This is a genomic window from Massilia sp. S19_KUP03_FR1 (assembly GCF_036688685.1).
Classification (GTDB): domain Bacteria; phylum Pseudomonadota; class Gammaproteobacteria; order Burkholderiales; family Burkholderiaceae_D; genus JALYUM01.
In genome coordinates, this window is sequence record NZ_JAQQPS010000018.1 from 89,524 (window position 1) to 110,002 (window position 20,479).

Annotated in this window: 17 protein-coding genes; 14 read left to right on the forward strand and 3 right to left on the reverse strand. The window is 51.6% G+C overall.

Features of this window, described 5'->3' with window-relative positions; translation table 11 throughout:
- Positions 1-24: 24 nt before the first annotated feature.
- From V6M87_RS19575 to V6M87_RS19625, 11 genes are all read left to right on the forward strand, one after another.
- On the forward strand, positions 25-1,218 hold the full coding sequence (locus tag V6M87_RS19575; protein WP_332878331.1) for a Wzz/FepE/Etk N-terminal domain-containing protein: 1,194 nt from the start codon (positions 25-27) through the stop codon (positions 1,216-1,218).
- A 236-nt stretch (positions 1,219-1,454) separates the two neighbouring features.
- The gene (locus tag V6M87_RS19580; protein ID WP_332878332.1) at positions 1,455-2,390 is read left to right on the forward strand and encodes a WxcM-like domain-containing protein; all 936 of its coding nucleotides are present in this window, start codon (positions 1,455-1,457) and stop codon (positions 2,388-2,390) included.
- Positions 2,387-3,493: a DegT/DnrJ/EryC1/StrS family aminotransferase gene (locus V6M87_RS19585; protein ID WP_332878333.1), complete on the forward strand. Its 1,107-nt coding sequence runs from the start codon at positions 2,387-2,389 to the stop codon at positions 3,491-3,493. Before V6M87_RS19580 ends, V6M87_RS19585 begins: the two co-directional genes overlap by 4 nt.
- The gene (locus tag V6M87_RS19590) at positions 3,494-4,738 is read left to right on the forward strand and encodes an O-antigen translocase (protein ID WP_332878334.1); all 1,245 of its coding nucleotides are present in this window, start codon (positions 3,494-3,496) and stop codon (positions 4,736-4,738) included.
- Between the two features lie 126 nt (positions 4,739-4,864).
- The gene (locus V6M87_RS19595; protein WP_332878335.1) at positions 4,865-5,968 is read left to right on the forward strand and encodes a glycosyltransferase family 4 protein; all 1,104 of its coding nucleotides are present in this window, start codon (positions 4,865-4,867) and stop codon (positions 5,966-5,968) included.
- Positions 5,969-5,982: 14 nt separating this feature from the next.
- The gene (locus V6M87_RS19600; RefSeq protein ID WP_332878336.1) at positions 5,983-7,062 is read left to right on the forward strand and encodes an EpsG family protein; all 1,080 of its coding nucleotides are present in this window, start codon (positions 5,983-5,985) and stop codon (positions 7,060-7,062) included.
- Complete coding sequence (locus V6M87_RS19605) at positions 7,059-7,988, forward strand: glycosyltransferase family 2 protein (RefSeq protein ID WP_332878337.1); 930 nt, start codon at positions 7,059-7,061, stop codon at positions 7,986-7,988. Before V6M87_RS19600 ends, V6M87_RS19605 begins: the two co-directional genes overlap by 4 nt.
- 4 nt (positions 7,989-7,992) lie before the next feature.
- Positions 7,993-9,114, forward strand: a complete 1,122-nt coding sequence (locus tag V6M87_RS19610; RefSeq protein ID WP_332878338.1) for a glycoside hydrolase family 99-like domain-containing protein — start codon at positions 7,993-7,995, stop codon at positions 9,112-9,114.
- 60 nt (positions 9,115-9,174) lie between these two features.
- Positions 9,175-10,095 carry a glycosyltransferase gene (locus V6M87_RS19615; protein WP_332878339.1) on the forward strand — a complete coding sequence of 307 codons (921 nt, stop codon included), beginning with the start codon at positions 9,175-9,177 and terminating at the stop codon, positions 10,093-10,095.
- A gap of 62 nt (positions 10,096-10,157) precedes the next feature.
- Positions 10,158-11,102: a UDP-glucose 4-epimerase family protein gene (locus tag V6M87_RS19620; protein WP_332878340.1), complete on the forward strand. Its 945-nt coding sequence runs from the start codon at positions 10,158-10,160 to the stop codon at positions 11,100-11,102.
- Positions 11,099-11,662 (forward strand): sugar transferase, encoded by a 564-nt coding sequence (locus V6M87_RS19625; protein WP_332878341.1) that lies wholly within the window; start codon positions 11,099-11,101, stop codon positions 11,660-11,662. Before V6M87_RS19620 ends, V6M87_RS19625 begins: the two co-directional genes overlap by 4 nt.
- Before the next feature lie 559 nt (positions 11,663-12,221).
- Here V6M87_RS19625 and V6M87_RS19630 read toward each other — a convergent pair.
- Positions 12,222-14,162 (reverse strand): nucleoside-diphosphate sugar epimerase/dehydratase, encoded by a 1,941-nt coding sequence (locus tag V6M87_RS19630; protein ID WP_332878342.1) that lies wholly within the window; start codon positions 14,160-14,162, stop codon positions 12,222-12,224.
- 485 nt (positions 14,163-14,647) lie between these two features.
- Here V6M87_RS19630 and V6M87_RS19635 point away from each other — a divergent pair, with 485 nt between their 5' ends.
- On the forward strand, positions 14,648-17,431 hold the full coding sequence (locus V6M87_RS19635) for a YjbH domain-containing protein (protein ID WP_332878343.1): 2,784 nt from the start codon (positions 14,648-14,650) through the stop codon (positions 17,429-17,431).
- Between the two features lie 31 nt (positions 17,432-17,462).
- Here V6M87_RS19635 and V6M87_RS19640 read toward each other — a convergent pair whose 3' ends face one another.
- Both V6M87_RS19640 and V6M87_RS19645 read right to left on the reverse strand, forming a co-directional pair.
- Complete coding sequence (locus V6M87_RS19640; RefSeq protein WP_332878344.1) at positions 17,463-17,822, reverse strand: diacylglycerol kinase; 360 nt, start codon at positions 17,820-17,822, stop codon at positions 17,463-17,465.
- A 111-nt stretch (positions 17,823-17,933) separates the two neighbouring features.
- A complete protein-coding gene (locus V6M87_RS19645) occupies positions 17,934-18,323 on the reverse strand; it encodes a hypothetical protein (protein ID WP_332878345.1) in 390 nt (129 codons plus the stop codon).
- Positions 18,324-18,528: 205 nt separating this feature from the next.
- Between V6M87_RS19645 and rfbB the strand changes: the two genes are divergently transcribed.
- A complete protein-coding gene (gene rfbB, locus V6M87_RS19650) occupies positions 18,529-19,587 on the forward strand; it encodes a dTDP-glucose 4,6-dehydratase (protein ID WP_332878346.1) in 1,059 nt (352 codons plus the stop codon).
- Entirely contained in the window at positions 19,584-20,474 is an 891-nt protein-coding gene (gene rfbD / locus V6M87_RS19655; protein ID WP_332878347.1) for a dTDP-4-dehydrorhamnose reductase, read from the forward strand. The genes rfbB and rfbD overlap by 4 nt, the downstream gene beginning before the upstream one ends.
- The last annotated feature ends 5 nt before the right edge of the window (positions 20,475-20,479 follow it).

The window sequence follows — 20,479 nt, forward strand, 5'->3', positions numbered from 1 at the left end:
GCATAAACCAGACGCGATCCGCCAATGATTGAAACGCCTAAATTATCCGCTAAGCCTGATAATGGAATAATAGATTTTCTATTAGTTTTAGCAAAACGTAAACGACTTATCGTCGGTTTGCCTATTGCTGTAGCCCTTGTTTCAGCTGCCGTAAGCTTCGTATTGCCTGAAGTTTATACGTCCACGACCAAGCTATTGCCTCCACAGCAGGCCCAATCTGGGGCGGGCGCTATTCTGTCTCAGCTTGCACCGTTGAGTGCGGGATTAGGAGCGGTCGGTCTCAAGAGCCCGAATGAACTCTATGTCGGCATGTTAACGAGTCGTACTATTGCTGATAGATTGATTATGAAGTTTGGGTTGGTAGAGGTTTACGGAATGCCAACTTTGGAAAAGGCTAGAGCGCAGCTGAAAAGTAACTCAAAGATTATGGCTGGGAAGGACAATCTGATCTCTATCGAAGTTGAAGACGAGAGCCGCGAGCGTGCGGCAAACATCGCAAATTCGTACGTGGCAGAATTGTTAAAATTAACGAAAGCGTTAACGCTCACTGAGGCTTCGCAACGACGTGTATTTTTCGAACGTGAACTTGAAACGGCTAAGGATAACCTCGCTAACGCAGAAGTTCTGTTTAAAAATGCAATCGAAACGCGCGGGGTGATTAGTGTCGATGCAGATACCGCAGCACTGATGGAAACCGTCGGTCGTATGCGCGCCCAAATCGCTGCCAAAGAAATACAACTCCGTTCCATGGAGGCGTTCATTACGAAAGATAATCAAGATTATAAGCGAGCTCAAGAGGATCTCATCAGTCTAAAAAGCCAGGTCTCAAGATTGCAAAATGGGAATGGCTCCGAATTGAACGATGACAAGATCGAAAGTGTCCCAAAAGGACTTGCCAATATAAAAATATTGCGCGATATTAAATATTATCAGATGTTATATGAGTTGCTGGCTAAGCAGTATGAGGCAGCGCGCCTCGATGAGGCACGCGATAGTTCGGTTATCCAAGTGCTGGACATTGCAGTAAAAGCGGATTTGCGGTCCCGGCCAAAGCGAGCGCTGATTGTGCTAGCGTCCACATTTGCCGCTTTTTTATTGTCTATCCTTTTAGCGTTTCTTTTGGATAAAAGAGATTCGATATTTAGCTCAACGGAATTTAAATACAAATGGGGTGAATTTAGATCACTGATGCGTTTTACTCGGAAAACATCGGATTGAACGGACGACTTATTTGCAATGGCGTTTTGCATAAATAAATTGCTATGCATTGTGGTTGGTATTGGTATGAAATAATATACTTTACAGGCCTGTCAAACTCGTTTCTGCGAATGAAATAGTACAAGAAAATGCGCACCGCTTTTACGCTAGAGAGATGCATCCGACAATACGAGATGGTTTAAGTGGCGCGTATCAATAATTAAATTGGCCGCAAGGCTTCATACCTTAGAAGATTCATGGATAATATTTTCATTCACCGCCTTGCAGATGTGAATTCGACGTCTATTGGTAAGGGTAGTCGAATCTGGCAGTTCGTCGTCGTCATGGAAAAAGCGCAAATTGGCGCTGACTGCAATATTTGTGCTCATTGCCTGGTTGAGAATGACGTGATTGTTGGCGATCGGGTCACGTTGAAGAGTGGAGTGCAACTTTGGGACGGTCTTCGACTCGGTAATGACGTATTTGTTGGACCAAATGTCTCGTTCACGAACGATAAATTTCCGCGTAGCCGCCATCGGCCGGAAAAATTCTTAAGAACAACAATTAATGATGGCGCATCACTAGGTGCGGGCGCGATCATCCTACCGGGAATCACAATTGGTGAAAACGCCATGGTTGCGGCAGGCGCCGTTGTTACAAGATCAGTGCCACCAAACGCAATTGTTATGGGAAATCCGGCAAAAATTGTTGGCTATGTCGATACTTTTCCGAATAACGTGGACGCCCATTTTGACGTTCCTGCTGTTGTGGGAAGTGTGCCAACTGACGTAGGAGGTGTAACGCTTTGGCGAATGCCGAAAGTTGCTGACATTCGAGGGAGCCTATCTGTAGGGGAATTTGGAGTTAATATTCCTTTTGAAACCAAACGATACTTTGTGGTTTTTGACGTCCCAAGCGTGGAAACTCGCGGTGAGCATGCGCATCGCACTTGCCATCAATTTCTTATCTGTATCAGCGGATCATGCGAGGTTGTTGCTGACGACGGAAGAAATCGTCAGCAGTTTTTATTGAATAGCCCAGATGTAGGCATTCATCTGCCGCCGATGACCTGGGGTATCCAATACAAATACTCCAAAGGCGCCGTGTTACTGGTTTTTGCATCGCATAACTATGACGCGGCTGATTATATCCGCGATTATTCTGAGTTCAAATTATTGGTGGAGGGAAAATGATTCCGTTTCTCGATCTTAAAAAAATAAATTTAAGTTATGCGGATGAAATGCAGCAGGCTCTTAAGCGAGTACTGGACTCCGGATGGTTCGTGTTGGGGAAGGAAGTCGACTTATTTGAAAAGGAATTTGCATCATATTGTGGCGCCGACCACGCTATAGGTGTTGCCAATGGATTAGACGCAATTTTTCTAATCCTTAAGGCTTATGGAGTTGGCCCAGGCGACGAAGTGATTGTTCCTAGCAATACGTATATTGCAACGTGGCTCGCGGCGACGCAATGTGGCGCAGTCCCGGTCCCGGTTGAGCCTGATGCGATGACTTACAACATAGATCCAGCGAAAATTGAGAGTGCAATTACGTCACGTACCAAGGCTATCATTGCAGTTCACCTTTATGGTCAGGCTGCTGATATGGATCCAATTAACGACGTTGCCCGCCGGTTCGGCATCAAAGTAATTGAGGACTGCGCGCAGGCGCACGGGGCACGCTACAAAGGGCGCCGTGTTGGTAGCCTCGGTGATTCTGCCGCATTCAGCTTTTATCCAGGTAAAAATTTAGGCGCATTGGGTGACGGTGGCGCGGTTACAACCGACGATAGTCAGTTGGCGGAATCATTGCGTGCTCTGCGCAACTATGGCTCAAAGGTCAAGTACCACAACGAGTTTTTGGGTTTTAACTCGAGGTTGGATGAACTGCAAGCTGCATTTCTTCGTGTAAAGCTTGGCAAACTCGATAGCGAGAATTCGAGACGACAGGAAATTGCGCGCGTCTATAGTGCAGGTTTATCGGAGTTGGCCAACTTGGTTTTGCCAGATTCGCCCGAATGGGCCGAGCCAGTATGGCACCTTTATGTGATTCGTCACGCAAAACGCGACCAATTAGCTCAAAAATTAAATGCAGCTGGTATTGGAACCGTAATTCACTACCCGGTTCCTCCCCATCTGCAGCCTTGCTACGGCAGTATGAATTTGTGCGAAGGTAGCTTTCCGATATCCGAAAGCATGCACAATCAGGTACTAAGCATTCCTATGGGCCCAACAATGACGGACGAGGACGCCAACAGGGTAGTTGATATTATTCACGGCGTAGTCGACGGATTATAGATGGGAGCGGTTAAATCTACCGTCCTCAATGCTGCGGCAATCATTATTCGTCTCGCTACCGGGTTGGCCCTAAACAAAGTTCTTGCAATATTTGTCGGGCCTAGCGGTTACGCGATCATTGGTCAATTTCAGAGTTTCATTGGTATTGGTGCTGCGTTCGCGAGTGGTGGTATAAATACCGGTGTAACTAAGTACACTGCGGAAAATAGCGATACGGGTGAATTGCAGCTGGCTCTATGGAGTACAGCATTCATATTATCTACAGCCGCTGCTGCATCGCTTGGTGCAGCAGCAATATTTTTTCGTGTTGAGCTAGCGATATGGTTTCTAAAAGATAAGCAATACGCGTACTTGTTTATTTGGTTCGGATTGACTTTGGTTTTTCTTGTTTGGAATGGGCTGATTCTGGCCGTATTAAACGGTAAAAAGGAGTTACGTCGGTTTATCACCATTGGTGTTGTGGGCAGCGTTATTGGACTTGCTGTTTCTGCAGTGTTGGTCATGGCGTTTGGGTTGCCGGGCGCAATGGCAGCGCTTGTCATTAGTCCTGTAGCCACCTTTTTCGTAGCGATATTGATGTGTTGGACGCAGCCATGGTTCAAGCCAAGATCGTTTCTGACGAATTTCAGTCGACTCCACGCAAGATTACTCAGCGGGTTCGTGTTAATGGCGCTCGTGTCAGCAATAGCCGCGCCTCTTACACAAATGGTGATTCGTGACTTGTTGTTATCGAAATTCGGACTAGATGCGGCCGGCTATTGGCAAGCTATGAGTAGAATTAGCGACATGTACTTAATGGTGGTTACTGCTGCGCTCTCCTTTTACTACTTGCCACGTCTATCAGAGATCAGTAACGGACAAGAACTCCGCAGAGAAATTCTCAAAGCATACGCTGTTTTGCTTCCTACACTTATTTTTTCAGTCTGCGTAATTTACTACATGCGCGCTTTTGTCACTGAGACACTGTTTAGCAAAGAATTCATTCCTGTTAAGGAGCTGTTTTTTTGGCAGCTTGTAGGTGATGTAATGAAAATTGGAAGCTGGTTATTGGCTTTCATCATGATCGCCAGAGCGATGACAGTAAAATATATTGTGTCGGAAGTCTGTTTTAATTTTAGTCTGATTGGACTGACAATATTTTTTACAAATAAAATGGGACTTGAGGGAGCTGTTTTTGCATTCGCAGTGAATTACTTAATTTATTGGTTTGCGATGTATGTGGTTTGTAGAAAAAATTTAACTTGATGCTCAATTAAGACGCACCACTATTAATTTGATGTTCTTAATGTTTATATTAAACCACCATTGGTTGAAATATTGCTCCTTCATGTTTATATTTAATATTATTAAGTTTAACCGAAAGTCGTAGTGATGAAAATTCTCATTCCAGTCGCCACATTTGAACGTGGCGGCGGTTTCCGTGTACTTGCAGAGCTGGCGAGCCGCTGGGTAGACGCAGGTCATTCCGTTGACTTTTTAGTTGATGCCCGCTCTGCTGATCCATATTTCCCAACTGATGCAAATATTATACGATTCGATAAGAATGGTAACACTGTTGATCAGGGATCTGCACAGAAGGGATTTAAAAAGTCTGGTAACGGTGCTGAGATTTTTATCGGTATGTTTCGCGCTGTTCGAAAATCTGGTGCCGAGTACGATGTGATTCTTGCCAATCATTCGTTCACGGCCTTGCCCATTGCTTTAGCCGGGACTGGTGCCGCAAAAAAATGGTACTACGTGCAGGCGTATGAACCGGAATATTACAGCTTCACGCCAGGCTGGCGCGGACGAGTGCTGCAAGCGTATTCGGCGTTAAGCTATCTGTTACCGCTGCGGCAAGTTGCGAATGCGCCAATTTATATCGGGTATCGCGGAATCCGCGCCGACGTCTGGATCCCGCCAGGACTCGACCTTGATTTGTTCAAACGACGGGAAATAGAACCTTCGTTTCTAGAAGGAAAGACTATTGTGATCGGCACGATAGGACGTCATGAAAAGACAAAAGGTACCGTTGATGTCCTGAAGGCTTTCGAAATTCTTGCGGCTGACAATTCCTTTATTCGCCTTCGCGTTGCTTTTGGAAATTTGCCTGAAGGATGGTCCCATCCGCAGGCCGAGATTGTTTATCCGGACGGCGATACTGCCCTTGCCGAATATTATCGAGAGGTCGATATTCTGGTTGCTGCGGGAACCGTGCAGCATGGTGCGTGTCACTACCCCGTGCTGGAAGCAATGGCAAGTGGTACCCCTGTTATAACGACGGGTTACCTTCCGGCGGACTCGAGCAATTCTTGGATTGTTCCCGTGAACAACCCCGAGGCAATCGCTAACGCTGTAAGGTCGATTGCGGCGCAGACGCCAGTAGCACTCAAGGCAACGTTGGACGCTGCCGAATCGGCAATTGGTCCATTTGGTTGGACCAGTGTGGCGGCTGACTTTTTGAACTTGTTGACCGTCCGCAACTGCGGCAAGTAATTGGCGCCTAAATAATGTGGCTTTACTTACTTCTTGTTCTCCCCGCACTTACTGCCTATTTATTAAATAGTGAGATGTCGCGCACATCGAGGTTATTTGTGTGGGCGGGTACCGTTGTATTGACTTGCTGGCTGATGCCGATCGGGAGTCGTGACTATACGACTTATCTGCGGGATTTCATCGATATCGGCCAGGTTGGTTTTCTGGAAGCCGTCGGTCAGGATCCGCTCTATGGTGGTGCAGTATGGTTATTTAGTAACTTCGGTGTTTCCGGCGAGGTATTTTATGCGGCATTTAGTGCATTGGGGCTTTGGATAAAACTTGGTGCGTTGTGCCGACTCAGCGGAAATAAAACGATCGTAATTTTGCTTTACGTTGCGTCTTATTTCTTCCTACATGACTTTACGCAAATTCGCGCCGGATTGGCAATTGGCATTTGGATGTATGCGCTCTCTAATATCGAGAAGGATCGCCGACGATATTATTTGTTAACGGCGCTTGCATCGCTAATCCATGTGCAGGCCGCGATTGGTTTTCTTGTTCCCGGCATTTTATATATGACCAGATCACGCAGGGGACGATTAATCTTCAGCGGTTTTGTGGCTCTTATTGTTGCATTGGCTGCTACAAGTATTTTTGACGAATTAGGATATGCTGTGTTGGCTGCAATTCCTGACCCGCGCACTGCTATTTATTTGAAGCTGGCTGCGGAAGGTATTTGGGATCGGCCCAACCCATATAGTTTTCTCAGTATGCTTGCTCTAGCGACTTCGTTAATTGGGTTGCATTTTAGGCGTTGTGAGGTTGTTGAGGATGAGGCAGTAATGACGCGCTACGGTGTATCCGATGCAGTCTTTTGCGCGCTTCTTCTTGGTGTTTGTGCATTAACGGTTCTTTCATCCGTTTCTGTTGCAGCATTTCGTATAAGTGAGCATTTTTTCGCGCTTTTGCCCTTGGGGGTATGGCTCGCGTCACTGAGGTCATCTAGCCAAAAAATCGCCCACATTGTGTTGCTTCTGCTTGCGGGAATGTTTTCCTTTCTTTTTATATTTTATAGTCCATATTTGCTGGACCCGTCGATCGGTGCCGAATGAACAGTACTCTGAAAACACCTTTGACTGCCGTAATCCTCGCTACCTATAATGGTGAAAAGTTTTTGCCTGAGCAGTTAGCATCTTTGTCGAATCAGAGTCGAAAAATTGATATTCTTATCCTTCGTGACGACGGCTCGAATGATAATTCTGTAGCGATTGTACAAACGTGGGCCCGGAAGGAAGGAGTGATTTTGCAGGAGCTGGATGGACCGCGGCTCGGGCCAGCGCGCAGTTTCCTTTATGCTGTCCGACACGCGATTGAGGCAGACATCTATTTTTTTTGCGATCAAGACGATTTTTGGGAGCCAGGAAAAATTGAACTGGCCGTAAAAGCGCTTGGTTCCGATCGAGATGCCATGCCGGCGCTGTATGCGTCAAGGCTTCGCGTGGTCGACGAAAATCTCAATGCAATCCGGCTTTCGACTTTGCCCTCAAATCTTTCATTTGCTAGCGCCGCGTGCGAGAGCCTGTTGACAGGTTGCACGCTGGCGTTTAACCACTCATTTAGGTTGCTGGTGGCCAAAGGGATGCCACAACATGCGATAATGCACGATTGGTGGTGTTATCTGATTGCTACTGGGTGCGTGAATGCAAGGCTGTGTTTTGACTCCGCACCGACTCTTCAATACAGGCAGCATGGGTCGAATGCAATCGGCGCAGGCCCTACTGGATTTGCTGCTATGCGCATGAGAGTCCGTACCCTGTTCAGCGCCGGAAGTTCAATTCGTTCGAAACAGCTATCGGATTTTTCTGAAATATACGGAGCTCTATTGCGTCCGGAATCTCGTTATATCCTCGCCGCGTTGCTGCGAGCGAAATGTAGTGTTTGGAGACGGGTATTATTGGCGTTTTCAATTCCTATTTCGCGCCAGTCAACCCTGCTTACTCTGACTACTCGTTTTGCCATATTCACGAACCGATTTTAAAATTATGTCTACTCCGCAGTATTTCTTCTCTTTTTTTCCGCAGTTCAACCCTGATCCGATTAATGATAAAGCTTGGGGGGCTGGATTTACGGACTGGGATCTGATTCGTGCTTTGCCAGAAACTCAGCGTTCATCCTTTATCCCAGAAAGGGGCTATTACGATCCAAGTTCGCGTGAATATTTGCGGACATTAGCTGACGATCTTCGTGCGCTGCCTTTGTCGAACGCTGGAGTCATGGTCTATCATTATCATTTCGATGGGGTTTCGGCGCTCGGGGGATTCGAGCGGCAGTTGTTAGCGCAACCGGATGTGGAGATTCCATTTTTCCTTTGCTGGGCAAATGAGACTTGGACTAAGCGGTGGATTGGACAACCAGGTGATGTGTTGGTTGAACAAACTCACCGGCCAGTGAAAGAAATGATTGCTGAGCACGCGGCGTATCTAGCACGTTTTTTCTGCCTTCCCCATTATCACTGCGTTGGTGGTCGTCCATTATTTATTATCTATAACGCGCAGGCGAGTAAATCATTGCCCGAGGTAATATCTATTTACCGTGATGAGTTCGCCAAACTCGGTCATAATCCGCTGATTGGTGCTTGTATCTCCTACCCTCAATCTCCTGCGCAACTGCAACCTTATGATTTTGGATGCGAATTTCAACCTCGTTTCTTTTTTAACCACAAGGTTTCGTCATTGCTTAGTAACTTGCTTGTTCCGGCTAAAGCTAAGTTTCCAAAAATATTCGAGTGGATTGGCTCGCAACGCCAGCGTCTATTGGTGAAGGACGGATCTCGCCAATTTAGGTATGGCGATTATATCGATGCGATCTCCAGCGGGAGAATTGAGTCCTCTTTGCGCGCTAGTACTGGGACATTTCCATTAATGCGCTCTTCGTTTTTGTCTTGGAATAATGTTCCACGTTATCGACTAAATCGAACGGAAGTTACGCACGATGGTATTTCTGAAGAGTCGCTTGAAGTGCTGCGGAAAATTAATTCGGATGCTGGTTTGCCCGTTTTGATTAATTCCTGGAATGAGTGGAGTGAAGGGGCAGCGATCGAGTTGGGTCAGCGCAACAATTTGTTTCGCCATTCTTTCTTGCAAGTATTGAGCCGAGCATCATGAACTTGCGTTTTTTTATTTTCCGACTTATTGGAAATTCGTTTAGATAGTTTGGGACGTTGAATGAATGATAAATCTTTTTCAGTGCCTTCTGTCGCAGTGTTACTTGCCGCATTTAATGGAATTCGTTGGCTCGGCGAGCAATTGGATAGCATATTGGCCCAACAGGGCGTGAAGGTTACGGTTTACATTAGTGTTGATCTTTCACTTGATGGCACTGAGGAGTGGGTTGAAAAACGGGCAATTGGTGACGGCAGGGTAGTTATTCTTCCGCACGGAATGAAGTTCGGAGGGGCCTCCCCAAATTTTTTGCGGCTCTTTCGTGATGTGAACTTGGGCGGGTATGACTACGTTAGTTTGGCTGATCAAGACGACATATGGCTACCTAACAAGCTCTCACGCGCCGTCTCGATTCTTTCTGAACGGAGCATAGATGCTTACTCAAGTAATGTTATTGCCTTCTGGCCTGATGGGCGCAGGGCTCTGATCAAGAAATGTCATCCGCAGGTTCGTTGGGACTTTTTATTTGAGGCTGCCGGGCCTGGTTGTACTTATGTTTTGACGAATGCGTTCGCAACGGATTTTCAGAATTTAGTTCTGGGAAATTGGGATCGGGTACAGAATGTCGGGTTGCACGATTGGTTGATCTACGCCTTCGCGAGGGCGAACAACTTTCAATGGTTTATCGACGAACAAGCGAATATGTTATATCGTCAGCATGCGGAAAACCAGGTTGGTGTCAATTCTGGACTAAAGGCATTTCTCCACCGTGTGCGCAAAGTTACTGGAGGATGGGCAATTGGACAGGCGGCGCTCATTGCTGAAATCGTTGGCGTGGATAAGCATCCTTTTATTCTACGTTGGACCAGTAACGGCCGCATCGGGATGTTATGGCTCGCTGTCAACGGTGCTAAGTGCCGCAGGAGGTGGTCGGAACGTTGGCTATTTAGCTTGTCGTGTTTGATTATGTTTGTTCGGTATTAGTTGCTAGAGAAATTTATGATGTTCTGTTACCAATATAAAAATTCGATGTTTGGATTGGCGCCATGAATCTTGTCACAGGTGGTAACGGGTTCGTTGGTCGTGCATTATGTACGGCGCTGGCAGACCGGGGCGAGCGGGTGGTGTCTGCGGTAAGAAAGCCGACAACAATGAACGATGTTCAGGTTGGCGATCTTGACGGTAAAACCGATTGGAGATTAGCATTAAGAGGGTGCGAAGTGGTATACCATTTGGCGGCCCGAGTTCATGTGATGTCTGACGATGAAACTGATCCGTTAAGCGCTTATCGCGAAGTAAATGTCGTCGGTACTCTCAACCTTGCGCGGCAGGCAGTTGTTGCTGGTGTTCGGCGATTTATCTTCGTGAGCAGTGTTAAGGTGAACGGGGAATCTACCACGACGCAGCTCTTTGGTTCCTCGGATGTGCCTGAGCCTTGCGATCCCTACGGGCAATCGAAGATGGAGGCTGAGCAGGCGTTGCAGAAACTCGGTGAGGAGACCGGTTTGGAGGTGGTTATTGTACGACCGCCTCTGGTCTATGGACCGGGAGTGAAGGCCAATTTTCTTAATTTGATCAAGTTGGTCAAGATGGGAATTCCTCTTCCATTTGGCTCCGTTCATAACCGGCGTAGTATGGTCGCACTTGATAATTTAGTTGATCTCTTAATCGTTTGCGGGAACCATCCAAAAGCGGCCGGTAAAATCTTCATGGTCAGCGATGGGGTTGACATGGGAATAGATGAACTAGTTGCGAGAATTGCGGACGCAATGCAAAAACGTGTATTAATTTTGCCATTCCCGCCATTTCTCATTGTTTTGCTAGCAAAACTACTCGGAAGGCGAGCGGTTGCGGATCGGCTACTTGATTCGTTGCAGGTTGACATTTCCGCTACTCGAACAATATTAGGATGGCAACCGGTGGTAACACCACAAACCGCTATTAAACAGACAGTCGAACACTTTTTTTTGATAAATGGGCGTAGTAAATGACGAAAAGATTACTCGATTTGGGCCTGGGTTTGATTGCATTTGTGATCTTTTTCATTCCGTTTTGTGTGCTTGCCTTGGTTGTAAAATCTACATCGAAGGGGCCGGTATTATATTGGTCAAATCGCGTGGGCCGTGCAAACCGAATTTTCTCAATGCCGAAGTTGCGCACCATGCGCGTCGATACTCCTGTTGTTGCGACGCATTTATTGACGGATCCGGCGAGATTTTTGACACCGGTCGGAGGTTTTCTCCGTAAGTCTAGTTTAGATGAAATTCCCCAGTTGTTGTGTATTGTTCGAGGTGACATGAGTGTGGTCGGCCCTAGGCCGGCCTTGTTCAATCAGCAAAACCTCATTGACTTACGGACAGAGCAAGGGGTTCATATGATACGTCCCGGCCTGACCGGGTGGGCGCAGATCAATGGGCGCGATGAACTTCCATTGTCGGAAAAGGTGCGCTTGGACCTTGTATATTTGCAGCAGCAGTCACTTTGGTTTGATCTGAAAGTGATCGCTTTGACTGTTATGAAGGTCCTTCGCCGTGACGGAATTGTGCACTAGCTTGCTCGGCCGACACACATAGGCGTTAGAGATCTAGTACTAAGGGGTCCATCTTTCGCAGGCCGCTGTAAGGGCGCCTCGTTACCCTGAAAGCTGATTGGTATAGGCACGTGAATATCTGGCCCGCATTAATACGAATTAATGGATGCGGCTAGGCCCGACCCTGCGTTATGACGGCAATGCTACGTCCGGCTGGACGCAGGCGCTGTGTTTGGCCACCTCCCGATCGATTGCGGTTGCTTGATCCAACGTGGCGCGTTCTTCTTCGCGCTCATTGCCTCGGAATCAATCTCAGGATCGGGGTAGGGCACTTTACGGGTAAGTAGGATATAGATGAGCCGGATTATTTTGTACGGCAGGGCGGTGATCGCTTACATTCAAACGAACTGACGAGGCGAATCTATCCCAATCCTAGCGCCAGTTATCCACACTGTTGAGTCCTACCTCAAATTCATCCACCACCTGCGGCTATCCGCAATGATACGGGGATGCTTGTCAAGTATACGGGTTGGCGCTGGGTCGAACTTCGTATTGCGACGCTTCGTGTTTTGGCCTGGATTTAGCCAGTGGTTCCAGCGAGGGCGTCATCGACATTCGGTTTGTCGCGCGCATTTAGCCGCAGTTTCCATAAATGATCGTCGACTACTGAGGATGGCTTAAATTCAGGGACAATCTTTTGCAACTGGCGACGAATTGCATCATGGTCGCCATGCACGCAAGCAGCTTCGAGTTGATTTAGCATCAGCTCCAGAAACGGCCATGCGATTTCTGCTTCCTGGGCACGCATAATCAGGGGATGCTCGGTGCCTGTTGCGTTGTCGCCAATAAGCAGTTCCTCGTACAGTTTTTCGCCTGGGCGCAAGCCGACAAAGCGCAGCTCAATGCCGTCCGGTGATTCAACTGAACTTACTTCACGTCCACTCAGGTTGATCATTTTCTTGGCCAGGTCAGCGATCTTTACCGGATCGCCCATGTCCAGCACAAATACGTCGCCTCCTGTTCCCATGGCACCAGCTTGCAGAACCAGCTGCGCCGCCTCGGGAATCGTCATGAAGTAGCGCGTGATTTCCGGGTGCGTGAGCGTCACCGGGCCACCCGCGGCGATCTGGCGACGGAATAACGGCACGACCGAACCGGACGAACCCAGTACGTTGCCGAAACGCACCATACAGAATCGCGTGCCGACATGTTGCCGCGAAAACGCCTGCAAAATCAATTCCGCCAGCCGTTTCGTCGACCCCATCACATTCGTTGGCCGCACAGCCTTGTCAGTAGAGATCAGCACAAAGCATTTGACCCTCGCATCCACCGCTGCTCGCGCAAAACGCAATGTCCCGAACACGTTGTTGCGGATTCCCTCAACCGGATTTTGCTCGACCAGCGGCACATGCTTGTAGGCAGCAGCGTGATAGACAGTTTCAACTTCAAACAGCTTAAAAATATCAAGCGACTTATGGTAGTCCAAGACCGACCCCATAAAAGGCACAAGTTCGACCTGCAGTTTGTGTAGCGCAATAAATGCACGTAACTCCTGGTCAATCGCATACAGGGCGTATTCCGACATTTCGAGCATGATCAGGCGGGTCGGCGCTAGCTTCACAATCTGGCGGCACAATTCGGAGCCAATTGAGCCACCGGCTCCACTAACGGCGACGGATTTACCGGTGATGCAGATGGGCAAGAGAACGCTATTTGGCGCCACGGTATCTCGGCTGAGCAAGTCCTCAATTTCCACTTCGCGCACGTCTTCTGCCCGCAGCTCCCCCTTGACCAGGCTTTGGATCGGCGGCGTGACCTTGATCTTGATCTTCAATGGGGTCAACTTATCGATGATCGCGCGTTGCTCGGCGTGGTTCAGCGCTGGCATAGCCAGCAATATCGCTGCGACATTGTATTTTTCGAGAATATCCCGAATACGCGTCGGACAGTAGACTTTGATGCCGGCAATGGTTGTCTTTTGCAGTTGCGGATTGTCATCAAGGAAGACGACAGGCAAATATTCGAGACTCGGCCGCAGGGCATTCGCCAAATGAATGCCAGCGTGGCCCGCGCCGTAAATTGCGACGCGCATCCGCTGCGGCGCGCGGCGGTCGCCCAGAAAAAATCCACGCGCGGTGAAACGGCTGATCAATAGGTAGAGTATCAGGATCGCGCCGAAAATGACGTAGGGCGAGAGCGAAAACGAGACACCGGGCAAAAGACTCCCAAGCGCGGCCAGTACCATGACGGATATCACTGCACCGCCTGCTACGGTCAGCACGATTTTATGATCGATATAGCGGATCACGGCGCGGTATAGCCCAACGCGAACGAAGATCGGTATCGAAATAAAAGGGGCGGCGAGAATCAATATCCAGTAGTCGCCCAAGGCAAGGACATGAATCGAGTTAAGATGGAGCGCTATCGATGCAGTTAGGGTCAGCGGAATACACACGAAGTCCGTCGCTGCTGCCACAACTTGTTTTTTAAGCCGCGAAAGGTTCAGAAACTTTTTTTTCATTTACGATTGACAAATTATGAATTTTGCATAGTTCTAAGCGCCACAAGTTTTGGCCGGCATTCCCTACAACGTGGAGCAAATGGGAGGGATGGGAGTCCATGTAACCACCTCGTCACAATTCATTGATGCGAAAATTGCATGCGACGTATGAGCCAGCGTAATACGTTCTTACTTTCTCATGATAAACGATGCGAGAAGTAAAATACAGCGTTCGATATAATTACCCAGTCTGAGGCCACATTCTGAGCGAGCGAGGTGCGCTGTTCCGGAATTAGTTGCATAATAGCAACAAAATAAATCGTGTCGTGTCGTTGGCCACATTCGCGGCAAGTGTTACACTCATGGGCTTTGCCATCAATTTCCCAATAGTCTCTTTTCAGTCATAAAGGGATGGATGGGCTTGCCAGGTTGCCGACGTGCTCATAGTTCTGAAAAATTCGATTAAATACAGCTGGTGCGGTCTGTTTCTTCTTGGCACTACTAATGTGATTGCAGCTACCCCTACCCTGAATGGGCAGTCAGGCTATATCAATATGCCTAGCGCCGCAGTGGGCTTGGACGGAACACTTTCGACGGGTTATAGCTACGATCAACCTTATGGCAGCCTGTGGGCAACCGCTACGGTATTTCCGTTCCTGGAATTTACGGCGCGATATGTGTCGATCAACGGCATTCCGGGATTTAGCAATGTGCCGGGCGAATACGGCAGCAATTACGGACGCTTCAAGGACAAAGTCGTCAGCGGCAAACTGCGCCTGCTCGAGGAATCGAAATGGCTGCCGTCGGTTGCGGTTGGTGCCACTGACCTGTTTGGTACCGAGCTGTTCAAGGGCCAGTATATCGTTGCCACGAAGACATTTGGCAGCGTCAGGAACATCGAAGCGAGCCTCGGCTACGGACGAAGACGTCCATCTGGCATGTTTGCCGGGGCACGCTGGTATTCCGTTGACACACCGGGCTTGGCTCTCGTGGCGGAGTACGATGCGAATGACTACAAAAAAGATTTTCGCGCTGATGCAACCGATGCTGGCGCCCGCAGCAAGGGGCCCGCTGTAGGCGTTGAATACCGTTGGGGCTGGCTGGGCGCGCAAGTGGCACGCCATCGCGACCATTTCAGCGCAAATGCCTACGTCAGCATCCCGTTAGGCGAACGCGAATACATCCCTAAAATTTACGAGCCAAAATATTTTCAGGCAAAGGATGCGCCGGGCCCAGTCTCGGCCGGCGAATGGCAGGCCGATCCGGCGCATGGTGCCGCGCTGGTCCAGGCACTGGCGAAGCAGGATTTCAAGAATATCCGCGTCGAGCTCGACCGTGGTGTCTTGAAGTTGACGCTGACCAACAACCGGATCGTCAATACAGGCCGCGCCATTGGCCGCGCTACCCGTACGGCGCTGGCGTTTGCACCCCAGGGCACGCGTGCGATCCATGTGACATACACCAAGCTCGAGCAGCCCATCGTCACCTTCGAATTTTTCGACCTGCAGCGGCTCACCGACTACTTCACCGGCCTGGTCGGTCGCACCGCGTTCCTGCAAACCGTGCTAGTGCGTTATGCCACGCCGGCTGATCGCATCGGCGACGAGCAGGCCATGCTGGTCGCGCTCAAGGACGACAACGGGCTGACCGTGCAGGTGGGCCGCGACGGTAATATGGTGCAACTTGGGTCCGAAGATCGCGAAACCAACCGTTTCAAACTTGTGCCCAAGCTGGGCTTCTTCTTCAACGACCCGAGTGGTGCACTGCGCTATGAGGTCGCGGCGGCAGCCAACTACGATCAGCGCCTGCGCGAAGGGCTGTACTTCAACAGCGTGCTACGCGCCAGCCTGTTCGAGAACATTTCCGGCGTCACGCAGGCATCGAACAGCCTGCTGCCGCATGTACGCACCGACATCGCGGAGTACAAGCGTGGCGGCCGTTTCAAGCTGAACAAGGCGATGCTGAACCAGTACATGCAGCCGGCCGAGCGTGTGTATACGCGCGTATCCGGCGGCTTTTACGAGGAGATGTACCGGGGCTTCGGCGGCCAGGTGCTGTACTTGCCAAAGGATAGTCGTTGGGCAACCGATCTGACCGTCGACGCCTTGCAGCAGCGCGGCTACGAAGGCTGGCTGGGCAAGCGTGACTACAAGACTGTCACCGCCCTTGGCGCGCTGCACTACCGGCTGCCGTACGACGTTTCCGTTACCGCACGCGTCGGGCGTTTCCTGGCGCGCGACACGGGCGCACGCTTCGAATTCAAGCGCCGGTTTCAGTCGGGTATCGAGATTGGCGCCTGGTATGCGCACACCAACGGCAACGATATTACCAATCCCGGCGCGCCAGGCAGCCCGTACCACGACAAGGGCGTGTTCCTGTCCATCCCGCTCAATGGCGTGCTGCCGATGGATTCGCAGGCCAATGCCGGTATCGCCATTTCACCGTGGACGCGCGACGTCGGCCAGATGGTGGCTTCGCCTGGCGACTTGTACGACATGATCGAGCAGCCGCGGCGCGACCTGAATCAGGCGGACGGCCTCGGCAATTTCGCCGAGCGCGCCGACGAGCAGAGCCTGGCGGCAATCAATCCTCCTGTGACCGGTTTGCCGAGTCCGTGGCCGGCATTCCGCACGCGTCTCGAACAGTCGACGTCGTCTACCCCGACGCTGCCGCAGTGGGCTGGGGGCGCAGCCGTTGCGGGCGGCGCAGTCCTGGCGAGTGCCTTGCTCGATAAGCCGGCAGACCGGTTCGTCAAGCACCACGCGGCATCAACCGTTCTGCACAAATGGGGCAACGTTGGCAAGGCCATGCCGGTCGTGCTGGTCGGCGCTGCGGGTGCCGCTATCGCGTTTGGCGACGAGCGCGTGCAGAACATCGGCCTTATTTCTCTGCAGGCGGTAGCGGCCTCGGTGGCTGTGTCGTATGGCGCAAAGTATGTTGTCGGCCGTGCCCGTCCTGGTGAAGAGCAGGGGCCATGGAGTAGGGTTGGCAGCAACGGCAAGCGCTCGGATGCATCGTTTCCGTCCGGGCACAGCGCGGTGGCCTTTGCCGCCGTGACGCCGTTTGCCCAGGAGTACGATGCGCCCTGGCTGTATGGTGTCGCAGCTCTGGGCGCTGCCGGTCGGGTGGCTAATCGCCAGCATTGGGTATCCGATGTGGTGGCCGGTTCTGTGGTGGGCTATGTGATGGGCAGCTGGTTATGGCAGTCGCAGCGCGACCAGCGCCGGTCCAGTTTCTCGATTCTGCCGAGTCCGAAACAGATCAATGTAGCCTGGCAAACCAGTTACTGATGAAATGAAATGGCGCTGCGGCGTCATTTTTTTATCCTTGAAATGTCGCAACCACGAATGCCGTGAACACGCAGGCGGCGGTTGCGCTAAGCACCAGCACCGCAGCGGCGCCACAATCCTTGGCCAGCTTGACTGCCGGATGCACCTCAGGATGCAGCAGGTCGAGGGTCGCCTCGAGTGCGCTGTTGAGCAATTCGGCCGCTAGCACCGTGCCACAGTTGACCAGCAACAGTGCCCACCAGAGCGGCGCCGGCTGGCGCCACACGAGTACCAGTATGACCAGGGCGGTGGCGCAGCATTGGGTGCGGAAACTTGCTTCGTTCCGCAGTGCTGCGTGGATGCCGTGCATGGCAAAGCCCAGGCGCTTGTAAAAAGGCTGGTTTTTTTTCATTGTAGGTGGGGGAAGTAAAGTGTGGGCAGGTGTTGCCCACATTGCATAGCGAAGATGCGCACCTGGCCGGGCAGGCCGGCCAGGATCAGGAGCGAGTGCGCTCCCGGTGGATCAGTGGTGAGTCGTGGTCGAGTTGTTGTCCGAAGCGACGACAGCAACGGCGGCGACAGCTGCGCCGATACCGACCATGGCAGCGGTCGACAGGCCAGCGACGCCGAAACCTGTACCAGCAGCAGCGGTACCGGCCGCAGCTGGAGCAGCAGGAGCAGCCGAACCGGCAGCAGCAGGAGCGGTCGATTGAGCGAAGACTGGGGCCGAGATCATGCTGAGGATGGCGACGGTTGCGAAGAGTTTTTTCATGTTTTGATCCTTGGTGTACGGAAATGGATGCCTGTTAGAGACGTGTTGCCGCTTTATTATAACAACTAAAAGAGTCCGTTCTGAAAATTGTGCGATCTTGCAACACGAAATGCGATCCGAAACTGTTGTCTTCTCGGTCATGCGATTCTTATTTTGATGTTATCCAGACGATTCTCGCTTATATGTTCGGGTTTATAACGAGTTGCGTTTCCATCGCTCAACAATTAGGCTAGCATATCGCCTTGGACGATTTGAGCCTGCAGCCCGTGGGATGCGTGCGCGCCGGCTGGGTCTGGCAGGGTTGCAGCAAGTCGTATAGATACGCTAATGTAATTTGGAGAATGACATGATTTTAGTAACAGGCGGCGCGGGTTTTATCGGCGCGAACTTTGTGTTGGACTTCTTGGCTGGCTCGAGCGAGACCGTCCTCAACCTGGACAAGCTGACTTACGCGGGCAACCTGGAAAACCTGGTCAGCCTTAAGGGCAACGCTCATCATATTTTTGTGCAAGGCGACATCGGCGACAGGGAGCTGGTGAGCAAGCTGCTGGCCGAGCACCGTCCACGTGCCGTTATTAATTTTGCGGCGGAAAGTCACGTAGACCGCAGCATCAGCGCGCCGGGCGAATTTATTCAAACCAACATTGTTGGTACCTTCAACCTGCTCGAATCGGTGCGCGCCTACTGGGGCGCGCTCGATACGGAGGCGAAGTCGGCATTCCGCTTTCTGCACGTATCGACCGATGAAGTGTATGGCTCGCTCGACAAGGATGCCCCTGCGTTCACGGAAACCCATCGTTACGAGCCGAACAGCCCATATTCGGCCAGCAAGGCAGCCAGCGATCACCTCGTGCGCGCCTACTATCACACCTATGGCCTGCCGGTTCTGACCACGAATTGCTCGAACAATTACGGTCCATATCACTTCCCGGAAAAACTCATTCCCCTGTGCATCCATAATGCGCTGGCGGGAAAACCGTTGCCGATCTACGGCGATGGCCAGCAGATCCGCGACTGGCTGTTCGTCAAGGATCATTGCTCGGCGATTCGCCGCGTGCTGGCCGACGGTCGCCTGGGTGAGGTCTACAACGTCGGTGGCTGGAACGAAAAAGCCAACCTGGATGTCGTGCACACCCTGTGCGCCATCCTCGACGACCTGAGCCCGCGCGCTGATGGCGCCTCGTACACCACCCAGATCACCTTCGTCACCGACCGCCCTGGCCATGATCGCCGCTATGCGATCGATGCTGGCAAACTGGAAGCCGAACTGGGCTGGAAACCTGCCGAAACCTTCGAGTCCGGCATCCGCAAAACGGTGCAGTGGTACCTGGATAACCAGGCCTGGGTCGGCAATGTCACGTCCGGCGCTTACCGCGAATGGCTCGGTCAGCAGTACGGTGCATGATGCCAAAGATTCTCATTACCGGTAAAAACGGCCAGGTCGGGTTCGAATTGCAGCGCGCCCTGGCGCCGCTGGGCGAGATTATTGCGGTCGATCGCAGCGAATGCGATCTGGCCGACCTGGACGCCCTGCGCGCCTTCGTGGCGCGCGTGCAGCCGGACGTGATTGTCAATCCGGCGGCCTACACGGCCGTCGACAAGGCCGAATCCGACCGCGACGGTGCCTTCCTCATCAACCGCGACGCCGTGCGCGTGCTCGGTGAAGAGGCCGCCCGCCTGAATGCCCTGGTCATCCATTATTCGACCGATTATGTTTTCGACGGCACCAAGGACGGCAGCTACAGCGAGGAAGACACCCCGGCGCCGAAAAGCGTCTACGGCGCCAGCAAGCTGGCGGGCGAACTGGCGCTGGCCCTGGCCAATCCGCGCCACCTGATCCTGCGTACCAGCTGGGTCGTGGGCGCCCATGGCGGCAATTTTGCCAAGACCATGCTGCGCCTTGCCGGCGAGAGGGAAACGCTGTCGGTTGTGGCCGACCAGCATGGCGCGCCGACCTCGGCGGCATTGCTGGCGGACCTCACCGCCCACCTGGTACGCGACTACCTGCAGGTGGAGGGCGAGCTGGCCTTCGGCACGTATCACGTCACTGGCGCTGGCGCCACCACGTGGTACGACTACGCCAGGTTCGTCATCGCCGAAGCGATTGCCGCCGGCAAGCCGCTGAAGCTGGGGCCCGATGCGGTGGTCCCGCTGGCAACGGCGGCTTATCCGACGCCGGCCGCGCGCCCGGCCAATTCGCGGCTCGATACAAGTTATTTCCAGGCGACCTTCGGTCTTCATCTGCCGCACTGGCGGCAAAGTGTGCGCCACGTGCTGCAACAAATTTTCTAGAGAGA

Excerpts from the sequence above, each read along its gene's own strand:
- V6M87_RS19645 (WP_332878345.1), bottom strand. The coding sequence starts at position 18,323 with ATGACCGAGAAGACAACAGTTTCGGATCGCATTTCGTGTTGCAAGATC.
- V6M87_RS19615 (WP_332878339.1), top strand. The coding sequence starts at position 9,175 with ATGAATGATAAATCTTTTTCAGTGCCTTCTGTCGCAGTGTTACTTGCC.
- V6M87_RS19590 (WP_332878334.1), top strand. The coding sequence starts at position 3,494 with ATGGGAGCGGTTAAATCTACCGTCCTCAATGCTGCGGCAATCATTATT.
- rfbD (WP_332878347.1), top strand. The coding sequence starts at position 19,584 with ATGATGCCAAAGATTCTCATTACCGGTAAAAACGGCCAGGTCGGGTTC.
- V6M87_RS19595 (WP_332878335.1), top strand. The coding sequence starts at position 4,865 with ATGAAAATTCTCATTCCAGTCGCCACATTTGAACGTGGCGGCGGTTTC.
- V6M87_RS19630 (WP_332878342.1), bottom strand. The coding sequence starts at position 14,162 with ATGAAAAAAAAGTTTCTGAACCTTTCGCGGCTTAAAAAACAAGTTGTG.
- V6M87_RS19600 (WP_332878336.1), top strand. The coding sequence starts at position 5,983 with ATGTGGCTTTACTTACTTCTTGTTCTCCCCGCACTTACTGCCTATTTA.
- V6M87_RS19575 (WP_332878331.1), top strand. The coding sequence starts at position 25 with ATGATTGAAACGCCTAAATTATCCGCTAAGCCTGATAATGGAATAATA.
- V6M87_RS19605 (WP_332878337.1), top strand. The coding sequence starts at position 7,059 with ATGAACAGTACTCTGAAAACACCTTTGACTGCCGTAATCCTCGCTACC.
- V6M87_RS19640 (WP_332878344.1), bottom strand. The coding sequence starts at position 17,822 with ATGAAAAAAAACCAGCCTTTTTACAAGCGCCTGGGCTTTGCCATGCAC.
- V6M87_RS19610 (WP_332878338.1), top strand. The coding sequence starts at position 7,993 with ATGTCTACTCCGCAGTATTTCTTCTCTTTTTTTCCGCAGTTCAACCCT.
- V6M87_RS19580 (WP_332878332.1), top strand. The coding sequence starts at position 1,455 with ATGGATAATATTTTCATTCACCGCCTTGCAGATGTGAATTCGACGTCT.
- V6M87_RS19620 (WP_332878340.1), top strand. The coding sequence starts at position 10,158 with ATGAATCTTGTCACAGGTGGTAACGGGTTCGTTGGTCGTGCATTATGT.
- rfbB (WP_332878346.1), top strand. The coding sequence starts at position 18,529 with ATGATTTTAGTAACAGGCGGCGCGGGTTTTATCGGCGCGAACTTTGTG.
- V6M87_RS19625 (WP_332878341.1), top strand. The coding sequence starts at position 11,099 with ATGACGAAAAGATTACTCGATTTGGGCCTGGGTTTGATTGCATTTGTG.
- V6M87_RS19585 (WP_332878333.1), top strand. The coding sequence starts at position 2,387 with ATGATTCCGTTTCTCGATCTTAAAAAAATAAATTTAAGTTATGCGGAT.